At 73.5% G+C, this 19,826-nt stretch carries 22 protein-coding genes; 8 read left to right on the top strand and 14 right to left on the bottom strand.

All coding sequences use genetic code 11. From position 1 onward, the window contains the following. Positions 1-42: 42 nt before the first annotated feature. The 3 genes from WFI16_RS16605 to WFI16_RS16595 form a co-directional block, all read right to left on the bottom strand. Positions 43-549 carry a hypothetical protein gene (locus WFI16_RS16605; protein WP_419898946.1) on the bottom strand — a complete coding sequence of 169 codons (507 nt, stop codon included), beginning with the start codon at positions 547-549 and terminating at the stop codon, positions 43-45. A 116-nt stretch (positions 550-665) separates the two neighbouring features. Next, entirely contained in the window at positions 666-1,352 is a 687-nt protein-coding gene (locus WFI16_RS16600; protein WP_419898945.1) for an MBL fold metallo-hydrolase, read from the bottom strand. A gap of 91 nt (positions 1,353-1,443) precedes the next feature. Further along, the gene (locus tag WFI16_RS16595; RefSeq protein ID WP_419898944.1) at positions 1,444-2,688 is read right to left on the bottom strand and encodes an MFS transporter; all 1,245 of its coding nucleotides are present in this window, start codon (positions 2,686-2,688) and stop codon (positions 1,444-1,446) included. A gap of 209 nt (positions 2,689-2,897) precedes the next feature. On the opposite strand from WFI16_RS16595, the gene WFI16_RS16590 reads away from it, so the two are divergent. The 3 genes from WFI16_RS16590 to WFI16_RS16580 are packed head-to-tail and all read left to right on the top strand — an operon-like array spanning position 2,898 to position 4,368. Further along, on the top strand, positions 2,898-3,059 hold the full coding sequence (locus WFI16_RS16590; RefSeq protein WP_419898943.1) for a hypothetical protein: 162 nt from the start codon (positions 2,898-2,900) through the stop codon (positions 3,057-3,059). A gap of 54 nt (positions 3,060-3,113) precedes the next feature. Continuing rightward, positions 3,114-4,100 (top strand): LysR substrate-binding domain-containing protein, encoded by a 987-nt coding sequence (locus tag WFI16_RS16585; protein WP_419898942.1) that lies wholly within the window; start codon positions 3,114-3,116, stop codon positions 4,098-4,100. 49 nt (positions 4,101-4,149) lie between these two features. Then, on the top strand, positions 4,150-4,368 hold the full coding sequence (locus WFI16_RS16580; protein WP_419898941.1) for a hypothetical protein: 219 nt from the start codon (positions 4,150-4,152) through the stop codon (positions 4,366-4,368). A 459-nt stretch (positions 4,369-4,827) separates the two neighbouring features. Here the strand turns inward: WFI16_RS16580 and WFI16_RS16575 are convergent, their stop codons facing one another. After that, positions 4,828-6,882 carry an HlyD family efflux transporter periplasmic adaptor subunit gene (locus tag WFI16_RS16575; protein WP_419898940.1) on the bottom strand — a complete coding sequence of 685 codons (2,055 nt, stop codon included), beginning with the start codon at positions 6,880-6,882 and terminating at the stop codon, positions 4,828-4,830. Beyond that, positions 6,879-8,366, bottom strand: coding sequence for a TolC family protein (locus WFI16_RS16570; RefSeq protein WP_419898975.1), 1,488 nt, complete (start codon positions 8,364-8,366; stop codon positions 6,879-6,881). Before WFI16_RS16570 ends, WFI16_RS16575 begins: the two co-directional genes overlap by 4 nt. Before the next feature lie 121 nt (positions 8,367-8,487). On the opposite strand from WFI16_RS16570, the gene WFI16_RS16565 reads away from it, so the two are divergent. Then, a complete protein-coding gene (locus WFI16_RS16565) occupies positions 8,488-8,748 on the top strand; it encodes a hypothetical protein (protein ID WP_419898939.1) in 261 nt (86 codons plus the stop codon). On the opposite strand, the gene WFI16_RS16560 is transcribed toward WFI16_RS16565, so the two are convergent. Beyond that, on the bottom strand, positions 8,702-9,874 hold the full coding sequence (locus WFI16_RS16560) for an ABC transporter permease (RefSeq protein ID WP_419898938.1): 1,173 nt from the start codon (positions 9,872-9,874) through the stop codon (positions 8,702-8,704). The genes WFI16_RS16565 and WFI16_RS16560 overlap by 47 nt on opposite strands. Next, on the bottom strand, positions 9,868-10,545 hold the full coding sequence (locus WFI16_RS16555; protein WP_419898937.1) for an ABC transporter ATP-binding protein: 678 nt from the start codon (positions 10,543-10,545) through the stop codon (positions 9,868-9,870). Before WFI16_RS16555 ends, WFI16_RS16560 begins: the two co-directional genes overlap by 7 nt. 144 nt (positions 10,546-10,689) lie before the next feature. Between WFI16_RS16555 and WFI16_RS16550 the strand changes: the two genes are divergently transcribed. Beyond that, positions 10,690-11,787, top strand: coding sequence for a DNA glycosylase AlkZ-like family protein (locus tag WFI16_RS16550; protein ID WP_419898936.1), 1,098 nt, complete (start codon positions 10,690-10,692; stop codon positions 11,785-11,787). A gap of 35 nt (positions 11,788-11,822) precedes the next feature. Here the strand turns inward: WFI16_RS16550 and WFI16_RS16545 are convergent, their stop codons facing one another. From WFI16_RS16545 to WFI16_RS16530, 4 genes are all read right to left on the bottom strand, one after another. Then, on the bottom strand, positions 11,823-12,395 hold the full coding sequence (locus tag WFI16_RS16545; protein WP_419898935.1) for a hypothetical protein: 573 nt from the start codon (positions 12,393-12,395) through the stop codon (positions 11,823-11,825). A gap of 126 nt (positions 12,396-12,521) precedes the next feature. Beyond that, positions 12,522-13,289: a Crp/Fnr family transcriptional regulator gene (locus tag WFI16_RS16540; protein ID WP_419898934.1), complete on the bottom strand. Its 768-nt coding sequence runs from the start codon at positions 13,287-13,289 to the stop codon at positions 12,522-12,524. Continuing rightward, positions 13,289-13,699 (bottom strand): response regulator, encoded by a 411-nt coding sequence (locus WFI16_RS16535; protein WP_419898933.1) that lies wholly within the window; start codon positions 13,697-13,699, stop codon positions 13,289-13,291. The genes WFI16_RS16540 and WFI16_RS16535 overlap by 1 nt, the downstream gene beginning before the upstream one ends. Further along, positions 13,696-14,751, bottom strand: coding sequence for a sensor histidine kinase (locus WFI16_RS16530; protein WP_419898932.1), 1,056 nt, complete (start codon positions 14,749-14,751; stop codon positions 13,696-13,698). Before WFI16_RS16530 ends, WFI16_RS16535 begins: the two co-directional genes overlap by 4 nt. 427 nt (positions 14,752-15,178) lie before the next feature. Here WFI16_RS16530 and WFI16_RS16525 point away from each other — a divergent pair, with 427 nt between their 5' ends. After that, positions 15,179-15,370, top strand: coding sequence for a hypothetical protein (locus tag WFI16_RS16525; protein WP_419898931.1), 192 nt, complete (start codon positions 15,179-15,181; stop codon positions 15,368-15,370). A gap of 2 nt (positions 15,371-15,372) precedes the next feature. Further along, on the top strand, positions 15,373-15,585 hold the full coding sequence (locus WFI16_RS16520; protein ID WP_419898930.1) for a hypothetical protein: 213 nt from the start codon (positions 15,373-15,375) through the stop codon (positions 15,583-15,585). A gap of 39 nt (positions 15,586-15,624) precedes the next feature. Here WFI16_RS16520 and WFI16_RS16515 read toward each other — a convergent pair whose 3' ends face one another. From WFI16_RS16515 to WFI16_RS16505, 3 genes are all read right to left on the bottom strand, one after another. Continuing rightward, complete coding sequence (locus WFI16_RS16515) at positions 15,625-16,917, bottom strand: NCS2 family permease (protein ID WP_442970700.1); 1,293 nt, start codon at positions 16,915-16,917, stop codon at positions 15,625-15,627. A 91-nt stretch (positions 16,918-17,008) separates the two neighbouring features. After that, positions 17,009-17,692: an RES family NAD+ phosphorylase gene (locus tag WFI16_RS16510; protein WP_419898929.1), complete on the bottom strand. Its 684-nt coding sequence runs from the start codon at positions 17,690-17,692 to the stop codon at positions 17,009-17,011. Between the two features lie 10 nt (positions 17,693-17,702). Then, entirely contained in the window at positions 17,703-18,248 is a 546-nt protein-coding gene (locus tag WFI16_RS16505) for an MbcA/ParS/Xre antitoxin family protein (protein WP_419898928.1), read from the bottom strand. Between the two features lie 146 nt (positions 18,249-18,394). On the opposite strand from WFI16_RS16505, the gene WFI16_RS16500 reads away from it, so the two are divergent. Then, the gene (locus WFI16_RS16500; RefSeq protein ID WP_419898927.1) at positions 18,395-19,798 is read left to right on the top strand and encodes an amidase; all 1,404 of its coding nucleotides are present in this window, start codon (positions 18,395-18,397) and stop codon (positions 19,796-19,798) included. Positions 19,799-19,826: the final 28 nt, after the last annotated feature.

Below are 19,826 nucleotides of genomic sequence, written 5' to 3'. Positions count from 1 at the left end.
CGGCGGCGCGATCGGGCTTCGGCGCTCCGAAGCCCGGTCGCGCTACAGGCTGCGTTCGAGCAGCTGGGTGATCGCCTCGGTGCGCTCCTTGACATCGGCGGTATTGGCGTAGGGACGCCAGTTGATGTCGAGCACGCCTTCCTTGAAGGCGAGCCCGAGCGGATAGTTCGAGGCGGGCGCGGTCTTCTCGTCATAGCGGATGTGGATGCGCTGCAGCTTGGCGCGCAGCGCGTCGCGGCCCATGGCATCGCCGGTGATGCTGCGCAGCGCCGTGGTCAGCGGCTCGAAGATCGTCTTGCCGAAATAATCGTCGCGCGCGTAGCTGGCGGCGTCGCCCGGCTGCGCCAGCTGGTCCCATTCGACCTCGACGGGCACCGGGAAGCCGGCCGCCTGCTGGATGCCCTGCTCGATCGCCGGATAATTGTCCTGGCGATAGGCGGCGATGGCGCGGCGCTCGGCCAGGCCGAGCCGCTCCTGCGCCATGGCGGCGACGGGCGTCGCCAGGAAGGAAGCCGCCGCCAGGCGGAACAGAATGCGCCGTGTCGTCATCACTGATCTCGAGCCGTTGCGCGCGGAATGGAGCGGGCGACAGCGTTTCCGGCAAGCGGCGGGGGCGTGACGTTTGCGCGAGAAACCGCGCGGCGCCGGGCCGCACGGTCCGCACGTTATCGCGACTGTTCCAGCACGAAAACATGCGGCGCCCCGGCCGGCAGCGTCGCCGGTGTCAGCTCCAGGCTCGGCCCGCCGACCCGCGTCACCGCGCTGGCCGGGAAGCGGGCGGTGAAGCGTTCCACCGGCTCGATCGGCAGCACGCCGCGCGGGCTGTAGTAATGCATCGGGATGATGACGCGCGGCCGGATCGCGGCGATCGCCCGGTCCAGGTCGTCGAGGGCGATGGTGGCGTGCTCGCCGGTCAGCGCCAGCAGGATGTCGACCTGGCCCGCCAGCGCCGCCAGATGCTCGGGCGCCACCGGATTGCCGATATCGCCCATGTGCAGCACCCGCAGCCCGCCCAGGGCGAAGTGGTAGAGCGCATTGGCGTCCGGGTCGCGGCCGGCAGCGGCCTGGTAGTCGAAGCTCAGGCTTTCATAGGCCGGGAAGGGCCGGATGGTGACGCCCCTGACCGTTGCCCCTTCCGGCGGCAGCGCCAGCGCATTGACCACGGTGGGCGAGCCCAGGACGTGGCTGGGGTCGGAATGGAAATCGTCGGTGGCCGAGCTCATGATCACCAGATCGGCCGGCTCGTCGATCGGCGCGAAGCCGCTGCGCGCCGGGGTATAGGGGTCGGTGATCAGGGCCAGCCCGTCGGCCTCCAGCCGGAAGCTGGCATGGGCATAGAAAGAAATCTTCATCATGGCCTCCGCAGGGTGTGGGGTCGTCCGGGTCGGCGGCCAGCCTGCCATCCGCGGCCCCGGCGGAACCACCGGAAAGCGGGCCGCGCCGTCAGCCCTGGTTGCCGGGCGCCGCCACCGGCCAGAGATGGCGCCGCCAGAAGACCAGCACCGCCAGCGTCGCCAGCAGGCCGAACCCGCCATAGAGGGCGGTGGTCGCCGGGAAGCCGATCCCGCCGATCAGCGGGCCCGAGGCCAGCAGCCCGACCGGCAGGCCATAGATCGCCAGCGTCCGCATCCCCATGATCCGCCCGCGCAGCCCGGGCGGCGCGCCGCGCAGCAGCAGCACCGACATCGGCAGGGTGCAGAGCATCTGCGCCAGCCCGATCAGCGGCAGCACCACCAGCCCGCCGGCCAGGCCCGGCACCTGGCCGAACAGGATGACCAGCGCGTGCCAGGCCAGGCTGAAGACCAGCATCATCCGCGCCGGCCTGACCCGGCTGCCGATGGCGCTCAGCAGGAGGGAGGCCAGGATGCTGCCCGCCCCCACCGCCGCGACCAGGTAGCCGAGCCCCGCCTGGCTGCTGCCATAGACGTCGCGCGCCACATAGGGCAGCAGGCCCAGGGTGAAGGGATAGCAGGTCAGGTTGACCAGGAAGGCCATCAGCATGGCGGCCAGCTGCGGCGGCGCCTGCCAGACGGCGCGCGCCGCCTCGGCCAGGTCGGCCAGCGGCGTCGCCTTGCGGCCGACCGGGGGCGCCACGCGGGCCGGCACGGCGATGCCGAAGGTCAGCAGAAGCCCGGCCAGATAGAGGCCGACCACGGCCAGGTAGGCCTGGCCCATGCCGAGCGCCAGCACGGTGCCGGCACCGGCCAGGGCGCCGACCACGCGGGCGGAATCGGTGGTCAGGCGCGACAGGCTGACCGCGCTCATCAGCCGGTCGTCCGGCATGGTCTCGCCGATCAGCACGTTGCGGATGCCCAGGTCAGACGGGCGGATCATGCCGGCGATGCCGGCGCCCACCAGCACCAGCAGCGGCGTCAGGTTGTCGGTCAGGGCCAGCACGGCCAGCACCGCGGCGATCGCGGCATAGGACAGCCGCATCGCCGCCAGCACCCGGCGATGGCCGATCGCATCCCCCACCAGCCCGAACAGCGGCGCCACCAGCGTGCCCAGGAACTGCAGTGAGCCGAACAGCGTGACCAGCAGCACCGACTCGGTCTGGACGATGATGTACCAGCCGAGGATCAGGGTCTCCATCTCGAAGGCCCAGGAGGTCATCAGGTCGGCCGACCACTGGAAGCGGTAGCTGCGGATGGCGAAGGGGGCGAAGGTCGGGCTGCGCGGCGGCATCATGGGTCGGCGATCGTCATCGCACCGCGCGCGCGGCGGCCGGCGCTGCTGTCCTGGTCATGCGGTTCCTCCCCTGCCGGGCAGCATCCCCCGAAGCCGGCCATGACACCAGAGGCGCCGCCTATCGCCGCCATAGAGCGGATCGCCTGGCCCGGCCGCCGCCGCGCCGCCAGGATCGCCGCATCGCCACCGCGCCCGAGGGGAGCCCCGCCATGATCCGCACCCTGCTGCTGCTGGCCGCCGCCGTCGCGCTGATGGTGACGACCGCCCCGGGCGGCCGGCTGCACGGGCTGCTGGCCGGGATGGGGGACAGCGGCACCGCGGCGCCGAGCGCCGCCGCGGCCGCTTCGCGACCGGCCTCGGCCGGGGCATAATCCGCGCCCAGCGCCGCCGCGATTCGCGCCGGCCTTCCGGGACCCCTCGCGCGCATGAACCTGGCCGGCCTCAACATCCGCGACCTCGACTATGCCGTCGCCGTCGCCGAGTTCCTGCATTTCGGCCGGGCGGCGCAGTCGCGCAATGTCAGCCAGCCGACGCTGAGCGCGCAGCTGCGCAAGCTCGAGGAGATGCTGGGCGTGACGCTGTTCGAGCGCGGCGCCCGCGGCGTGCTGGTCACCGCCGCCGGCGAGGCGCTGGTGGCCCAGGCCCGCGTCATCCTGGCCGAGGCCCGCCGGCTGGGCGAGCTGGCCCAGGCGGCGGCGGAACCGCTCTCCGGCAGCTTCCGGCTGGGCGTCATCGCCACCCTCGGCCCCTACCTGCTGCCGCTGCTGCTGGGGCCGATGCGCGCGCGCTACCCGAAGCTGCAGCTGGTGCTGACCGAGGGCATGACCCGCCCGTTGATCCACGCGCTGGAGGCCGGCGAGCTGGACGCGGTGATCGCCAGCACGCCCGTCGAGGATCCCGGCCTGACCGCCCTGCCGCTGTTCCGCGAGGCGCTGGTCCTCGCCGTGCCGCGCGACCACCCGCTCGCCGCCGTCGAGCGCGTCGAGCTGGCCGACCTGCCGGTCGAGGAGCTGATCCTGCTGAGCGAGGGCCATTGCCTGCGCGACCAGGCGCTGGCCTGCTGCCCGCAGGCGCGGCGAGGGCCGCGCGGGGTCGAGGCCGGGCTGCAGGCCGGCCGCCAGGCCGCCAGCCTGGAGACGCTGCGGCAGATGATCGGGCACGGGATGGGCTGCTCGCTGCTGCCGCAGCTGGCGGTGCAGGTGGGTTCTCTTCTCGATGACATGGTGGCCTACCGGCTGGTGCATGGCAGCTCGCCAGAACGCCAGCTGGCGCTGGTCCACCGCCCGAGCTTCGGCCGCATCCGCGACATCCGCCTGCTGCGCGAATTGCTGCTCGACGCTTTGGCCAGCGCGGGCACGCTGACGGTGCATGCCCGGCCGGGAACGAAGCGGGACGCGCTGCCGCGGGATTGAGCGGCGCTGCCCGAGGTGGCTAGCCTGGGATAGGGAGGCCGATCGGCAGGTGGTCTTTGCCCGCGCCTTCGCCGAGCCCATCGACCCGCCGCTGGGCGAGCGCGCCGGCACCCGCGCCTACATGACCGCGCTGCGCCACTCCTATTCCAGCCTCTACGAGGTCAGCGGCATCGCCCCTGGCGTCTTCGGCCTCCAGCGGATTGCCGCCTTCCTTCAACTGCTTGAGCGCCTGTGCTCGCCGCAGCGAAGCTCCCAGGCCTCCGCGTAGCACTCGATGACCTCATCGCGAAAATAGAACAGGAAATGCCGCACTGGCATCTTACTGCTCACGCTGCCGGGGATCGCATTGTCACCCAATCGTTCCCCGCCGATGATCTCGTAGAACTCGCCCCAGCGTGGTGCCTGTCGGGCATAGCGGCCTGCCCCCGCGTACCAGCCCTCATCGTTCGTTGAGTCCCAGCACCAGCGCCGGCAAGATGTGAAGCACAGCAAGCCTGGAACGTCCTCCTCGTCATGCCATCCGAATGATGATGGGTGCATGAGGAATGCGATGCTGAGAGTCGGGCCATGTTTTGTGATTTGCGGGTTCGGCGCATTCGGTTCCGCGTTCCAGTCCGCATTCTGCTGAATGAATTTTAACATCGCCCTATCCCATCCTCTGCCGGCCTCGCCGCGGAAAGCAGGCTCAGCTCCGCTACCTTGGCAGTCTCCAACCAGCCCCTACCCCTCACGGCAGCGCCACATCCCCCGGCTGCAGCGCCCCGCGCAGCTCGATCCCTTCCGGCACCGAGATCCCCAGCTCCACCGGGACCTCGCGCACCGCCCCGTCGCGCCGCACCCGGATCACCCGCTGCCCGGCGCCGTCGAGCTGGACATAGCCCGGCGGCACCACATAGGCGTCGGCGCGGTCATAGGTGACGATCGACAGGCTGGCCGACATGCCGACCGCCAGCTGGCGGCGCTGCTCGGGCGGGATGCCCTCGATGGCGACGGTGACCGGGAAGCTCGGCATGGCGCCGCGGCCGCCGCTATCGCCAGCGGCCTGGGCGGCGACCCCGGTGACGCGGCCCCGCAGGGTGATGCCGCCGAAGGCATCGCCGGTCACCGCCACCGCCTGGCCGAGGCGCACCTTGTTGACGTCGATCTCGTCCACCATGGCGCGGACCTGGAAGCTTTCCAGCGCGCCGAGCGTGAACATGGTCTGGCCGCGCGAGACGCGGGAGCCGACCTCGACGGTCTCGGCGCGGCGGCCGCCGGCGGGCTCGGGCGGCATCAGCACCACGCCGGAGACCGGCGCGCGCACCGTCGCCTGGGCCAGGTCGGTCTCCAGCTCGGCGACCTTGGCCTCGGCATTGGCCAGCTCCAGCTCGGCGATGCGCAGGGTCTGGGCGTCGCCGCGGGCGAGTGTCGCTTCCAGGTCGTTCTGCGCCGCCTGCAGCTGCAATTGCTGGTTGCGCTGCTGCTGCACCAGCGCGCGGTGCTCGTCGGCGGCGATGATGCCGCGCGACAGCAGCAGCCGGGTCTGCGCGCTACGGGCGGCGAGGTCGGCGGCTTCCAGCTGCGCGGCGGCGACGGCGCGGCGGGCGCGGGCGACCTCGAAGCCGCTCTCCCAGCCGCGCAGCTCGGCGACCTTCTGGCGGGCGCGGATCTCGGCGCTGCGGGCCTCGCGCAGCCGCAGCTCGACATCCTTGAGATCGAGCTGCAGCAGGGCGGCGCCGCGCTCCACCTGCTCGCCGTAGCGGAACAGCCGCTGCTGGACGAGCCCGTCGAAGGGCCCGACCACGCTGACCAGCGAGCCGGCATCGAGCAGCCCGACCACCGCGATGCGCGACGAGACCGGCTGCGGCTGCAGCGTCAGCCCGGCCTCGGCGGCCTGTGTCTCGCTGCCGCCCCAGTCGGCGGCCGGCCACAGGCTGTACCCAGCCAGCCCCGCCAGCAGCAGCGCCAGCCCGGCGATGCCGGCCAGGCGGGTCGCGCGGATGCGGCGCGCGGTCTCGCGGATCTGCGTCGCCGACTGCTCCAGCTGCAGATAGGCGGTCTGCAGCTTGCGGTGCTGCTCGGCCAGGTCGCGGGCCAGCGCCGCCTCGGCCTCGGCCAGGCGCTCGGCCTCGGTGACGTCGCTCAGCGCCGCGGTGATCGCCAGCTGCCCGGCCGCGGCGCCCAGCCGCAGGCGATAGGCCTGGGCGCGCACCGCCAGCCGCCGGCCGTGGAAGTCGACGACCTGGCGCTCGGGCGCCGCCTCGGCATCCAGCGGCGCCAGGATGGCGTCGAGCAGCGCGTCGCTGCCCTCCTCCGGCAGCACCTCTTCCAGGGTCGCGCCGAGGGCGCGCGCCGTCGTCACGCCGAGCATCGCGGCAGCGGCGGCGTTGATGGCGCGCAGCGCGCCGCCGGCGCCGATGGTCAGGATGCCGTCGGACAGGCTGTCCAGCGCCGCGTTGAAATCGAGGTCGAGCCGGTCCAGCGCGCCCTGCGCCGCCAGCGTCTCCGCCGCCCGCCGCGCCAGCGCCTCCAGCTCGGCGCGCTGCGCCGCGCTCAGCGGGCGGGCGGCGGTGTCGGCGACGCAGAGGGCAGCGCCGGCCTCCTCCAGCCGCAACCCGGCGCGCAGCGTGGGCATCGTCTCCTCGACGAAGCCCTCCGCCACCACGCGGGCGGCGAAATCGCTGTCGCCCTCGGCCACCTCGCCGAAGCCGGCGGCCAGCGAGCCGCCAACCGAAAAAAAAGCGCGGCGGCAGCCGGTCAGCAGCGCGGCATGGCGCGCCAGATCGTCGAAAGGCAGGGTCACGGCTCGTTCAAAGTGATGCGCCAGGTGTCCAGCGTGGTGCCCAGCACCTGGTCCATGGTGGTCAGCGCGTTGAGATAGGCGATGACGGCGCCGAGCTCGGTGCTCTCCGCCTGCTGCAGCGCGCTCTGGAAGGAGACCACCTGGAAGTTGCTCGACCGCCCGGCCTGCAGCCGCAGCAGCTCGGCCTCCAGCTGCTGCTGCGCCAGCTCGCGGGCGCGGCGGGCGAGCTCGGCCTGGCGGCGCTGCGCCTCGATGCCGCGCACCGCGTTCTCGACCTGGACGCGGACATTGTCGCGCGCCTGGTCGGCGGCCAGCTCCGACTGGCGCAGCGCCACGCCGGCATTGACCTCGAGCTGCTCGCGCGAGGGGAAGCCGATCGGGATGTTCACCTGCAGGCCGAGGTTGAAGTCGGAGCGCACGGTGCTGAGCGCGCCGATCGTCTCCATCAGCTGGGTGCGGCTGGCCTGCTGGCCGATGCCGGCGACGGCGGAGATGTCCCAGAGCCGCTGGTTGCGGGCGACGTCGAGGTTGATGCGGTTGATCTCGATGGTCAGCAGCTGGCCCAGATAGGCCGGCTGGGTGGCATAGGCGGTGGCCAGCGCCCGGTCCATCGCCACCCGCACCGAGGGGGCGCTGGGCCGCTCGCTGGCCCAGATGCGCGAGCCCGGGTCGATGCCCATCAGCGCCAGCAAGGCGAGCCGCGCCGCCTCGGCGCCGTTGGTCGAGGCGACCAGCGACAGCTCCTGCTGGGCGACCGCGGCCTCGGACTGCACCAGCTCGATCTGCGCCAGCCGGCCGGCGCCGATCAGCAGACGGTTGACCTCGACCAGCTCGCGCGCGCGCTTCAGGCTTTCCTCGGCGATGCGGTTCTGCTCCTGCGCCTGCAGCAGGGCGCGATAGGCGAGCACGATCTGGCTGACCTGCTCGATCACCTGGCCCTTCAGGCGCAGCTGGGCGTTGCGCTCGGCGATGCGGGCGATGCGGCGCGGCGCCATGGCATAGTCGATGCCGCCGCCGGCCAGCAGCGGCTGGATCACCTGCAGGCCGAGCTGCGAGGGCGCCACGGAATCGGTGCCGCGCGTGTTGGTCTGGCTGGCCAGCCAGGACATGGTGAAGCGCGCGCCGGTCGGCGTGTCGACGGTGACCACCGGCCCGAGGCTGAGCTGCGTGCCGCTGACACCGGCGGTGCGGCCGCGCGTCGCGCTGCCGGCGATCGACAGGCGCGGGGTGAAGCTGCTCTCGGCGACCTGGAGCGCGAAGCGGTCGGCGATGCGCTGCAGGTATTCGCTGCGGATGGCGCGGTTGCTGCGCAGGCCGAGGAAGACGGCTTCCGGCAGGGTCATCGGCACCGCCTCGGGCGGCGGGCGCCGCGCCGGCGCGGCAGCGGCCGCTGCCCCGTTCCGTCCCCCGGCCGGGCTGCCCTGGGCGGCGGCCGCGCCGGAGAGCAGGAGGAGCAGGGCGCAGAGGGCGCCCGGCAGCCGCATCGACACGATCCATCTCCCCGCGCGGATGGGCGCCGCGTCGCCCCGGTATTCCATCCTTCCGCCCCCGGATGCAATGCCGCTTTCAGCCGGCGCCCGATTGCCGGCGCGGCGGAATGCGGGCATGTCTGCGCCGCTGGGGGAGGCGGGCATGCGGCGGGCGGGACGGAGGATGGTGGGGCTGCTGGCGGGGCTGCTGGTGACGCTCGCCGGCTGCGCCGAGCCGGCCGTGCTGCGCGCGCCGCCCATCCTGCCCGACATGGCGCTGCCGCCCGGCACCTTCCCGGTGCCGCCGGTGGCCGAGCCGACCGGTGATCCGCCCATCACCCTGCCCTCCCCTACTCGGACCGCAACGCCTCGATCGGATCCAGCCGCGCGGCCATGACCGCCGGGTAGAAGCCGAAGAAGATGCCGACCGCCACCGAGACGCCGGCACCGAGCGGCGCGGCGCTCGGCGAGAAGATGTAGTGCCAGCCGGAGGCGCCGGCGAAGGCATAGGCGCCGCCCAGCCCCAGCAGCACGCCGAGCGCGCCGCCGGCCAGCGACAGGATGACCGCCTCGGCCAGGAACAGCAGGCGGATGTCGCCGGGCGTCGCGCCGATCGCCAGGCGCAACCCGATCTCGCGCTTCCGCTCGGCGACCGAGACCAGCATGATGTTCATCACGCCGACGCCGCCGAGCACCAGCGCGATGCCGCCGACCGTGCCGAGCAGCAGGGTGAAGAGCTGCATCTGCCCCTGCATCCCGGCCAGCAGCTGGCGGGCGCTCTGCAGCGACAGGGTGGCGTCGCGCAGCTTCGGCGCGAAGTAGCGCTGCAGCGCCGCCATCACCGCCTCCGGATCGGCCTCGGGATGGATCCGCGCCACCGCCATGGAGAGCTGCGGATCGGGCATCAGCCGGCGCACATTGGCGATCGAGACGAAGGCGGTGCCGTCGATGTCGACCGGCATCATCGGGCTCTGCAGCACCGGCTGCAGGATGCCGATGACGGTGAAGACATAGCGCCCCTGGCGGATCGCCGAGCCGACCCGCACCGGCGCATAGGGGGTGGAGAGCTGCTGCGCCAGCCCGTGGCCCAGCACCATGTAGAGCTCGAAGCGGTCATGCGCCGAGATGAAGCGCCCCTCGCGCAGCCGCAGCCGGGCGACCGAGGCGAAGCTGGCATCGACGCCGAGCTCGGTGCCCATCCCCGTCATGCCCTCGTGCAGCAGCGTGCCGCCGCCCAGCACGAAGGGGGCGATGTCGAGCACCGCCGGGATCCCGGCCGGCACCGCCTCGACATCGGCCAGGCGGAAGCTGCCGAGGCCGGAGGGCGCGTCGACCCGCAAGGTCAGCACGTCGGTGCCGAGCTGGCGGAACTGCCGCACCGTCTCGTTGCGGGCGATGGCGCCGATGTTCAGCATGGCGATCACCGCCGCGGCGCCGATCAGGATGCCGAGCAGGGCGAGCGCCGAGCGCTGCCGCGACGCCACCAGATTGGCCGCCGCCTCGGCGAGGGTGCGGCTCAGCATGGCGGCTGCTCGGCGATGCTGCCCTCGGCCAGCAGCAGCCGCCGCTCGCATTGCGCGGCGACGCCGGGATCGTGGGTGATGATCAGGATCAGCACGTTCAGCTCGCGCTTCAGCGCCAGGAACAGGTCCATGATCTCCTGGCTGACCCGGGGGTCGAGCGCGCCGGTCGGCTCGTCGGCCAGCACCACCGCCGGCTCGCCGACCAGGGCGCGGGCGATGGCCACCCGCTGCTTCTGCCCGCCCGAGAGCATGGCCGGCATGTGCTCGACCCGGTCGGCCAGCCCGACCCGCCCCAGCATGGCGATGGCGCGGCGCCTTGCCTCGGCCTCGGCCAGGCCGCGATACTGCAGCGGAAGGGCGACGTTGCGCCAGGCGTTCAGCCGCGGCAACAGGTGGAAGGACTGGAAGACGAAGCCGATCAGCCGGTTGCGCAGCGCCGACAGGGCCCGCGCCTCGGCCCGCAGCACGTCCTGGCCGTCGATCCGGTATTCGCCCCCCGTCGGCCTGTCGAGCAGGCCGATGATGTTCATCAGCGTCGACTTGCCGGAGCCCGAGCCGCCCATGATCGAGACCAGCTGCCCCGCCTCCAGCCGCAGGGTGACGCCGCGCAGGATCGGCATGGTGACCGGGCCAACGCGGAAGCTGCGGGTGATGTCGACGAGCTCGAGCATCCGCGGGCGTTCAGCGCGAAGGGCGGGCGGCGGCGGGCCGGGCCATGGGCGGGAGCGGTCCTCACAGGGTCGTGTGGCTTCCCGCATGGACCGGAAGCGCGCCGCAGGCAATGGGGAATCCGGCCGCGGCCGGCGCGCCGCCGCATGACAGGGCCGGATCTCGGCTGGCTGCGCGCCCAGGCGCGGCAGGCGACGCTGGGCGCGCCGGAGACGCTGGGCGCCGCCCTCGACCGGCTGGGCTTCGTCCAGGCCGACCCGATCCGCGCGCCGGCGCGGGCGCAGGACCTGATCCTGCGCCACCGGGTGCGCGGCTACCGCGCCGGGCAGCTGGAACGCCGCTTCCCGCAGCTCGGCCTGGAGGAGGACTTCCTGCACGCCTATGGCTTCATGCCGCCGGCGACCCAGGCGCTGCTGCATCCGCGCCACGACGCCCTGGCGGCGGATGGCCGGCACCGGCCGCAGGGCCTGGCCGCCGCGGTGCTGGATTTCGTCCGCGCCCAGGGCCCCTGCCATCCGCGCGCGCTGGAGGTGGCCTTCGGCCGGCAGCGCGCCGTCAATGGCTGGGGCGGCTTCTCCCAGGCGACGACGCGGGCGCTGGAGGAACTGCAGCATTTCGGCCTGTTGCGCGTCAGCCACCGGCAGGAGGGGATCCGCGTCTATGCGCCGGCGCCGCCGCGGGCCGAGGGCCTGCCCGCGGCCGAGCGCGCCCGCCAGGCGGTGCTGCTGCTGGCGCGGCTCCTGGCCCCGGTGCCGCTGCCCAGCCTGCGGGCGGCGCTGCAGCTGATGGGCCGGCGCAATCCGGGGCTGGGCGCGCTGCCGCCGGTGCTGGCCGGGCTGCTGCGCGACGGCGGGCTGCAGCAGGCCCGGGTGGCGGGCGAAAGCTATGCCTGGCCCGCCGGCTTCCCGGCGGCACCGCCGCGCGGGCCGCGCGACGTGCGGCTGCTGGCGCCCTTCGACCCGATCGTCTGGGACCGGCGGCGCTTCGCGCATCTCTGGGGCTGGGAATACCGCTTCGAGGCCTATACCCCGCCGGCGCGCCGCCGCTTCGGCTATTACGCGCTGCCGCTGCTCTGGGGCGACCAGGTCATCGGCTGGGCCAATTGCGCGGTCCGCGACGGCAGGCTGCAGGCAGAGCTGGGCTTCGCCACGGCCCGACCCCGCGAGAAGCGCTTCGACAGCGCGCTCGCCGCCGAGCTGGCGCGGTTCGAAGCCTTCCTCGGCCTGCCCGCCAGGAGCAGCTGACCGGCGCTGCCGTCAGACCCTGGCGCCGTCCGGCCTCAGTGCAGCCGCGGCGGCGAGAGGGTCCGGCGCGGCGTCAGGTGGCGGACCAGGCCGCGCGCCGTGGCCCGGCTCTCTTCGACCGAGAGACGCAGCAGATGCGCGGCCTGATAGGCCCCCGCCTCATGTGCGACCATGGCCAGCGCCAGGCCCCGCGCCGCCAGCCGGCCCAGCGCCCAATGCGCCAGGGCCGCCAGATCGGTGTCGCCGGCCGCTTCCGCATCCTTCGGATAGGCCAGCTCGGCAGCGGTGATCCAGCCGGGCAGGGTGACGGCACCGGCCTCGCTGCTCTCGTCCAGGCGGGAGAGGATGAACTCGACGCGGTGGAGCGCATCGGCCACCACCTTCTCCAGCAGCGCCAGCTGCGCGGCGAGCCCCGGCGCATGCGCCAGCCGGGTCCAGCCCGGCAGCGCCTGGCCCAGCGCTTCGAGACTGCCATGCGCGCGCCGCAGGCCGGACAGCAGCGCCTCCTCGCCGGCGGCCGGCCCCGCGGCGCCACGGCCCTCCGGGCCGGGCTGCGGTTCCGCGCCGCGCCGTCGCGGCCAGGCACGCTGAAGAGGAAAGGACTTCATGCCGCCCTCCCGCCGGGCGCTTCGCCGCGCCGCTTCTCGTCGTTCTTCATGGTAGCCGGCAGACTGACATGCCGGTCTCCGGCCTGGCCTTAACCCTTGTTTAGTCTCACGGAAGCGTGCGACGCCTCAATCCTGCAGCCCGGCCATGTCCTGCCAGTCGGCCACCGATTGCAGCGTCTCCTGCTGCAGGATGATCACCTGGCCGCCGCGCAGCTCGATCAGCCGGTCGCGCCGCATCTGCTGCACCGTGCGGTTGATGTGCACGATGCTGAGGCCCAGCGCATCGGCCAGCACCTCCTGGGTCAGCGGCAGGGCGAAGCGGTTGGGCTCGGCCAGGCCCGCCGCCTCCAGCCGCTGGCGCAGCTCCAGCAGCAGGCTGGCCAGGCGCTCATAGGCGGTCTGCCGGCCCAGCCGCACCACCTGGTCGCGCAGCAGCACCTCCTCCTGCAGCTCCGCCGCGCGCAGCGCGCGGGCCAGCCCGCTGGTCGGCGGCGCCTGCGGGAACCGGCTGGCGGCGAAGAGCGGCTGCGCATCGGCCAGCAGGACGCGGGTCAAAGCCAGCGCCGCACAGGGGGCCGGCAGGCAGGGCGGCGGCCGGCCGATCAGGTCGCCGGGCAGCAGGAAGGCGACGATCTGCCGCCGGCCATCCGCCAGCATGCGCACCCGCGCCGCCCAGCCCGACACCAGCGCGGCCGGCGGCGGACAGGCGCCCTCGGCATGGATCTCGCCGCGCGCCGGCAGCTCGCGCAGCGGGCCGCGGCAGGCCTCGGTGATGATCGACACCTCGGCGGCGGAGAGGGTCGCCAGGCGGCCGAGCCGGCGCAGCAGCGGCTGGGCCTCGACGCCGGGCGGCGGCCCCTCATGGCCCGCCGGATGCAACCTTGCCGGCAACATCAGCCCGTCTCCCCCGCATCCTGCAGATCCGCGCGCGGCGCCGGCAGCAGCCGGGCCAGCGCCAGTTCCAGGCGGCGGGGGTCCACCGGCTTCGGCAGGCAGGGCAGGTCCTGATAGGCCGGCGGCAGCACCGAGGCGTCGTAGCCGGTCAGGAAGAGCAGCGGCACGCCGGCCTGGCGCAGCCGGTCGGCCAGCTCGAAGACCGGGCGGCCATGCAGGTGGATGTCGAGCAGCGCCGCATCCGGCCGCGGCTGCGCCGCCAGGTCGATCTCGGCCCGCGCGAAGGGGCCGATCACCGTCGCGCCGAGCTCCAGCAGCAGCTGCACCAGCTCCTCGGCGATGACGTACTGGTCCTCGACGACCAGGATGGTGCGGCCGGCCAGCAGCCGGGTCTCCGTCAGCTCGTTCATGGCAGGCCGCCCCCGTCGACGCCGTCACCATCCAGCGGCAGCCGTGCCGACGCCGCGGGCAACGGGAAAATGATCTCGCAGCGCAGGCCCTCGGCCAGGAAGTCCAGCCGGGTCACCGCGTCCAGTTCGTAAGGCAGGCCCTGCTCGAGCAGCTCGCGGCCGAAGCCGACATGGCGCGCCGCCGCCTCGATCGGTGGCTCGCTGCCCGGGCTCTCCTGCCAGCGCAGCTGCAGCCGCTCGGGCTCGCTGCCGCCGCCGGGCAGCGGGCGCGGCGCCAGGCGCTTCCAGCTGACGGCGATGCGGCCGCGCGGCCGCGACAAGGCGCCGAACTTGGCGGCATTCACCGCCAGCTCGTGCAGCGCCAGGCCGAGCGCCGAGGCGACGCTGTCGGGCAGCAGCACCTCCGGCCCCTCGACCTCGATGGCGGCGGCCTCGCGCACCTGCTGCGCCAGCAGCTCCTCGCGCACGATCTCCTCCAGCGAGGCGAGCGCATCGCCGCGCCGAGCAAGCAGCAGCTGGATGCGGCTGAGCGCGCCGAGCCGTCCGGACAGGTGCGTGGCGAAATGGGACAGGTCCTCGCTGGCCTCCAGCGTCCGGCTGACCATCGAGCGGATCAGCGCCAGTGCGCCGGTGGCGCGGCGGCGCAGCTCCAGCAGCAGCCGGGCCTGGCGGGCCTCGGCATCGTGCCGGTCCTGCGCATCGGTCAGGCTGCCGACCCAGCCGCCGCCCAGCACCGGCTCGATCAGGCAGTCGAAATGCCGCCAGCCGCTGCCGGCCCTGAGGCGCAGGGGCTGGGCCAGGCCCTGGCCCTCCGGCCGCGCCGCCCAGGCGGCCAGCAGCGCCTGCAGGTCGAGCGGATGGCAGAAGTCGCGCCAGCCACCGGCCAGCGCGGCCGCGGCGCTGCCCTCGGTCAGCGTGGCGAAGCGCGGGGTGACATAGCGCCAAGCCAGTTCCTCGCCCTCGGCCAGGAACAGCAGCGCCGGCGAATGCTGCAGCAGGGCGGCAGCCGCGGCCGCCGGGAGCGGTTCGGCCATCGGGATGGGGAGCGTCATGCCGCCTCGATCTCCTCCCCTTTCCTGCCCGCCCCGATTACGGCCACGATGCCGCTGGGTGCATTGCGCTTGCCGCAGGGCGGCAGGAAGGGCAACAACTTATGTTAAGATTAATGGGTGAATTCGCCGGGAGGGCCGGCAGTTGCACGTCAATGCTGCACGAAAAAACCCCGCTATCCCCGGCACCGGTTCAGACGGCGGCAGGGGCCATCCTAGAAGCCGGGCGCTTCCGGCATATTTCAGCGTTTTCTTCTATTTGATAACGCGGCTGCCCTGCCCGGCTTCGACTTCGCCGCGGGCCGGACAGCGGCCTGCCGACATTTCGCCTGTCCCTGCAACCGTGTCCCTGCAACCGCGGTCCTGCCAGCCGGTTCCCTTCGGGTCACCCCCGATGGCCGCTGGGCCGTCGCCAGCCAGGGAGAAGACCATGAGCTCGCATGCCCATCCGCCGCCGGTGCCGCCGGCCGGCCGCCCGCCGCAGGGCCAGGATGCCGCGCCGCGGCGCGTCGACCAGCAGGCCGAGCCGGCGGCCCGCTCGACCGCCGAGCAGAACGGTCTGCGCCGTGGCGACAACCTGGCGCAGAACACCCGCCACCAGGGCCATCAGCAGGATCGTTGAGCATGAGCCGAGGCGATCACAGCAAGGATGCCGCTTCGGGCGGTCCCGGCAGCAGCGCCAAGCGGGCGATGCAGAGCGAGGCCGAGCGGGCCGCCGAGCGCCGCGACCCGGACAGCCCGACCAATGGCCGGCAAAGCCGCGTCTCCGGCGGCGGTGGTGAGCGTGACAGCCACCACAGCGCCAATCCGGCCGACAAGGGCGGCCAGAAGGCCTGAATCCAACAGGGCGGCCCTGGGGCCGCCCTGTTCGCTTCCTCAGCCGTGCAGCGCGAATTCCAGCACGGACAGCGCGGCCAGCATCCAGACCGCGCCATTGACCTGGGCGGCCCGCCCGGTCGCCAGCTTCAGCACGACATAGACGACGAAGCCCAAGCCCACCCCGGTCGAGATCGAGAAGGTGAAGGGCATCGCCAGCGCCGTGATCATCGCCGGCAGGTATTCGGTGACATCGTCCCAGTCGAGGTCGCGCAGGGACTGCGCCATCATCCCCGCCACCAGCAGCAGAGCGGGCGCGGTGGCGAAGGCCGGGATGCTGGTGGCCAGCGGCGCGAAGAACAGCGCGGCCAGGAACAGCGCGGCGACCGCCAGCGCGGTCAGCCCGCTGCGGCCGCCGGCCTGGATGCCGGCCGCGCTCTCGATATAGGGCACGGCGGTCGAGGTGCCGAGCACGGCGCCGATCACCGCGCCCCCCGAATTGGCCTGCAGCGCGCGGCCGAGCCCCGGCACCGTGCCGTCGGGCCGCATCAGCCCGGCGCGGTGCGTCGTCGCGATCAACGTGCCGGCATCGTCCAGCAGCGTCAGCAGGAAGAAGGTGAAGACCACCGCCGGCATCCCCGGCAGGGTCAGCGCGCCCCAGATATCCAGCTGGAAGAAGCTCGGCGCCAGCGAGGGCGGCAGGGCGACGATGCCGCGGAGTTCCGTCAGCCCGAGCGGGATGCCCAGCGCCGCGGTGACCAGGATGCCGATGACGATGCCCGAGCTGATGCCGCGCGCCACCAGCCCGGCCATCAGCAGGAAGCCCAGGCAGGAGAGCAGCGTGGTCGGCGCGGACAACGGCCCGAGGGTGACCAGCGTCGCCGGGCTGTCGACCACGATCCCCATGCCGCGCAGCCCGAGCAGGCCGAGGAACAGCCCGATGCCGGCGCCGATGCCGAGCTTCATCGACATCGGGATGGCGACGATCAGCCATTCGCGGAAGCGGGTCAGCGAGACCAGGAAGAACAGCAGGCCGGAGAGGAAGACGGCGCCCAGCGCCACCTGCCAGGGCATGCCCATGGCGCCGACCACGGTATAGGCGAAGAAGGCGTTCAGCCCCATGCCGGGCGCCATCGCCACCGGCATGCGCGCCCAGAGCCCCATCATCGCCGAGCCGATGGCGGCCGAGAGGCAGGTCGCGACGAAGGCGGCGCCGGCATCGATGCCGGCATCCGCCATCATCGCCGGGTTGACCACGATGATATAGGCCATGGTCATGAAGGTCGCGAGGCCGGCCAGGCCCTCGCGGCGCGGCGTGCTGCCCAGGGCGGCCAGGCCGAAATAGCGCTCCAAGATGCGACTCCTGATCGGTGCGGGTGGCGCGGCAGTGTAACGCGCCGTGGCGAAGGGCGCGCCGCTTAGGGCATCCGCCGCCGCGCGTCCATCAGGCGGCCAGGCGGTGCAGCCGGACCTTCGGCGAGCCGGGCTCGACGGTGACCTCCCAATGATCAGCCTGGGCGACCTGCAGCACCTGGCTCGGCCGCAGCGCGGCGATGCAGACGCCGCCGGCATGGCGCAGGCTGTCATAGAGCACGCCGTCGCCGCCACCGGCGCGCACCGCCTCGCCCAGCGCCTGGCCGGCGGCATGGCTGTCGCGGCGATAGACCGCGGGCCAGTCGGCCTGGCCGCCGCGCAGGTCGAGGAAGCGGTCGCCGGCGAGCTCGGCGGCATAGTCGCGGTAGCGGCGCGACAGGCGCGGCAGGCCGGTCGCCGCCGCCTCGCGCCGCAGATGGTGGCCGACCTCGAAGGCGGCGGTGGCCAGGCTCGCCGCCGCATACCAGGCGCCGAGCTCGGCGCTGTTGAAGCGCGCCCCCTGCAGCGGGACGTGCAGGAAGCTGGCCATGACGACGCTGGCATTGGCGCGGCCATAGACCCATTCGGCCTCGGGCAGGCGGCGCAGGCGATCGGCCACCAGCCGGTCGTTGGTCCAGCCGGCCAGTTCCATCACCGCCGCCGCGTCGGCCGCCGTCGCCACCGTGTCGAACAGCCCGATCGGCGGGAATTGCGAGGGGATCAGCCGGTGCGTCGGCTGCGGCGCGGGGCCATAGCGGCCGGCAGGCAGGGTCATCAGGCCAGGGTCACGTGACGATCAGGTCGGCGTCGGTCGCGGGCGGGGCCTGGTCGTCGGGCATGCCGGGAGCGGCGAAGATCCCGCCGCGCGCGGCGTCGAGATAGCGGCGCAGCGTCAGCAGCGCATCCTGGGTGCCGGCGGTCAGCAGCTCGATCGGCGGGCGGCCGCCGAAGACGGTGGCGGCATGCGGGCGGCGCAGCCAGGCGACGCCCTCATGCTCGGCGGCATGCAGCACGCCGAGCGCCTGGTGGATGCCGAGCACGGCGGAGATCCGCAGCAGCACGTCGACATCGAGCGTCAGCTCGCCATGCTCCCGCGCGGTGCGGGCCCATTTCTGGAAGGTCGAGCGCGGCGGCAGGCCGAGCACCAGGCGGCGCCCGGTCTCGTCCAGCCCCCAGAGATCGGCGATGGCCAGGAAGGTGCGCAGGCCGGGGGCGGAGAGGCGGCGGCGCTCGGCCGGGGCGAAGCGGCCGGCCTCCAGCCGGTCGGGCCCCGCGGCGAGGCCGGCGGGTATCAGCCCGGGAGGCGGCGGCAGCAGCGTCAGATGGCTCATCCCTTCTCCTCCCTGGCCTCGTCCCGATCTGGACAAGGACCATATCAGGACGAGGACGGGGAAAGGCAAGGGTTTTGCGGGCCGGCTTGACCGGCGGCTTGGCGGGGGCCGAGGCTGGCCGCCGCCCCGCCGCCGAAAGAGCCCCGATGACCGAGCCGTTCCGCCTCTCCGCCACCGCCCTGCTGCAGGCCTATGGCGAGGGCAGCCTGTCGCCGGTGGAGGCGACGCGCGCCTGCCTGGACCGCATCGCCGCGCTGGACCCGGTGCTGAACGCCTTCTGCCTGGTCGACGAGGACAGCGCCCTGCAGGCGGCCCGTGCCTCCGAGGCGCGCTGGCGGCGCGGCACCCCCTGCGGCCCGCTGGACGGCGTCCCCGCCAGCGTGAAGGATCTTTTCCTGACGCGCGGCTGGCCGACCATGAAGGGGTCGAGGACCGTGTCGCGCCTGCAGGACATGCGCGTCGACGCGCCGCCCGTCGCCCGGCTGCGCGAGGCCGGGGCGGTGCTGCTGGGCAAGACCACCACCACCGAATTCGGCCACAAGGGCGTCGGCGACAGCCCGCTGACCGGCATCACCCGCAATCCCTGGAACATCGGCCTGACGCCGGGCGGGTCGAGCTGCGGCGCCGGCGCGGCGGCGGCGGCGGCGATGGGGCCGCTGCATCTGGGCAGCGATGGCGGCGGCTCGATCCGCATCCCGGCCAGTTTCTGCGGCGTCTTCGGCATCAAGCCCGGCCATGGCCGCGTCCCCGCCGCGCCGCAGGGTTTCGCCGGCTCGCTGCCGGCGGCCGGGCCGCTGACGCGGACGGTCGCCGACGCGGCGCTGATGCTGCAGGTGATCGCCGGCGACGATGCGCGCGACTGGATGGCGATCCCCGAGCCCGAGCTGGACCTGGTCTCCGGGCTGGAGGCCGGCGTCGCCGGGCAGCGCATCGCCTTCGCCCGCACCCTCTCCGGCGCGCAGGTCGATCCCGAGGTCGCCGCTGCCGTCGAGGCCGCCGCCCGCCGCTTCGCCGAGCTGGGCGCCATCGTCGAGGAGGTCGCGCTCGACCTGCCGGATGCCGCCGGCATCTACTACCGCATCCTCTCGGTGACGCTGGCCAGCGCCATCGCGCCGATGAGCGCGGCGCAGCGGGCGCTGGTCGATCCCGGGCTGCTGATCATCGCCGATGACGGGATGCGGCTGTCGGCGCTGGACTATGCGCGGGCGCTGCATGTCGCGCGCGGCGCGCTCGGCGCGCGGATGCGGGCGCTGCACGCGACCTTCCCCCTGCTGCTGCTGCCCTCGATGCCGGGCACCGCCTTCCCGGTGGGGCTGGACTTTCCGGGCGACCAGGGCGGCGAATGGCGGGCGGACTGGACCCCCTTCACCTTCCCCTTCAACCTGACGGCGCAGCCCGCCGCCTCGATACCCTGCGGGCTGTCCGCCGCCGGCCTGCCGATCGGGCTGCAGATCGTCGGGCCGCAGCGCGCCGAGGCCGCCGTGCTGGCCGCCGCCCGCGCCTATGAGGCCAGCCGGTCCTGGGCGCTGCCCGGCTTCGACGCTTTCTAGGCGTCAAGCCCGAAAAGGTCGGAATATG

This window comes from Roseomonas sp. USHLN139 (genome assembly GCF_037145735.1).
Lineage (GTDB): Bacteria > Pseudomonadota > Alphaproteobacteria > Acetobacterales > Acetobacteraceae > Pseudoroseomonas.
Note: the sequence above shows the minus strand (reverse complement) of the source record. Positions and strands in the feature narration are given on the sequence as shown.

What these genes read in the sequence shown, in the direction of transcription:
- WFI16_RS16605 (WP_419898946.1), bottom strand. Translation starts at nt 549, where the DNA reads ATGACGACACGGCGCATTCTGTTCCGCCTGGCGGCGGCTTCCTTCCTG.
- WFI16_RS16600 (WP_419898945.1), bottom strand. Translation starts at nt 1,352, where the DNA reads ATGAAGATTTCTTTCTATGCCCATGCCAGCTTCCGGCTGGAGGCCGAC.
- WFI16_RS16595 (WP_419898944.1), bottom strand. Translation starts at nt 2,688, where the DNA reads ATGATGCCGCCGCGCAGCCCGACCTTCGCCCCCTTCGCCATCCGCAGC.
- WFI16_RS16590 (WP_419898943.1), top strand. Translation starts at nt 2,898, where the DNA reads ATGATCCGCACCCTGCTGCTGCTGGCCGCCGCCGTCGCGCTGATGGTG.
- WFI16_RS16585 (WP_419898942.1), top strand. Translation starts at nt 3,114, where the DNA reads ATGAACCTGGCCGGCCTCAACATCCGCGACCTCGACTATGCCGTCGCC.
- WFI16_RS16570 (WP_419898975.1), bottom strand. Translation starts at nt 8,366, where the DNA reads ATGCGGCTGCCGGGCGCCCTCTGCGCCCTGCTCCTCCTGCTCTCCGGC.
- WFI16_RS16565 (WP_419898939.1), top strand. Translation starts at nt 8,488, where the DNA reads ATGTCTGCGCCGCTGGGGGAGGCGGGCATGCGGCGGGCGGGACGGAGG.
- WFI16_RS16560 (WP_419898938.1), bottom strand. Translation starts at nt 9,874, where the DNA reads ATGCTGAGCCGCACCCTCGCCGAGGCGGCGGCCAATCTGGTGGCGTCG.
- WFI16_RS16555 (WP_419898937.1), bottom strand. Translation starts at nt 10,545, where the DNA reads ATGCTCGAGCTCGTCGACATCACCCGCAGCTTCCGCGTTGGCCCGGTC.
- WFI16_RS16550 (WP_419898936.1), top strand. Translation starts at nt 10,690, where the DNA reads ATGACAGGGCCGGATCTCGGCTGGCTGCGCGCCCAGGCGCGGCAGGCG.
- WFI16_RS16545 (WP_419898935.1), bottom strand. Translation starts at nt 12,395, where the DNA reads ATGAAGTCCTTTCCTCTTCAGCGTGCCTGGCCGCGACGGCGCGGCGCG.
- WFI16_RS16540 (WP_419898934.1), bottom strand. Translation starts at nt 13,289, where the DNA reads ATGTTGCCGGCAAGGTTGCATCCGGCGGGCCATGAGGGGCCGCCGCCC.
- WFI16_RS16535 (WP_419898933.1), bottom strand. Translation starts at nt 13,699, where the DNA reads ATGAACGAGCTGACGGAGACCCGGCTGCTGGCCGGCCGCACCATCCTG.
- WFI16_RS16530 (WP_419898932.1), bottom strand. Translation starts at nt 14,751, where the DNA reads ATGACGCTCCCCATCCCGATGGCCGAACCGCTCCCGGCGGCCGCGGCT.
- WFI16_RS16525 (WP_419898931.1), top strand. Translation starts at nt 15,179, where the DNA reads ATGAGCTCGCATGCCCATCCGCCGCCGGTGCCGCCGGCCGGCCGCCCG.
- WFI16_RS16520 (WP_419898930.1), top strand. Translation starts at nt 15,373, where the DNA reads ATGAGCCGAGGCGATCACAGCAAGGATGCCGCTTCGGGCGGTCCCGGC.
- WFI16_RS16510 (WP_419898929.1), bottom strand. Translation starts at nt 17,692, where the DNA reads ATGACCCTGCCTGCCGGCCGCTATGGCCCCGCGCCGCAGCCGACGCAC.
- WFI16_RS16505 (WP_419898928.1), bottom strand. Translation starts at nt 18,248, where the DNA reads ATGAGCCATCTGACGCTGCTGCCGCCGCCTCCCGGGCTGATACCCGCC.
- WFI16_RS16500 (WP_419898927.1), top strand. Translation starts at nt 18,395, where the DNA reads ATGACCGAGCCGTTCCGCCTCTCCGCCACCGCCCTGCTGCAGGCCTAT.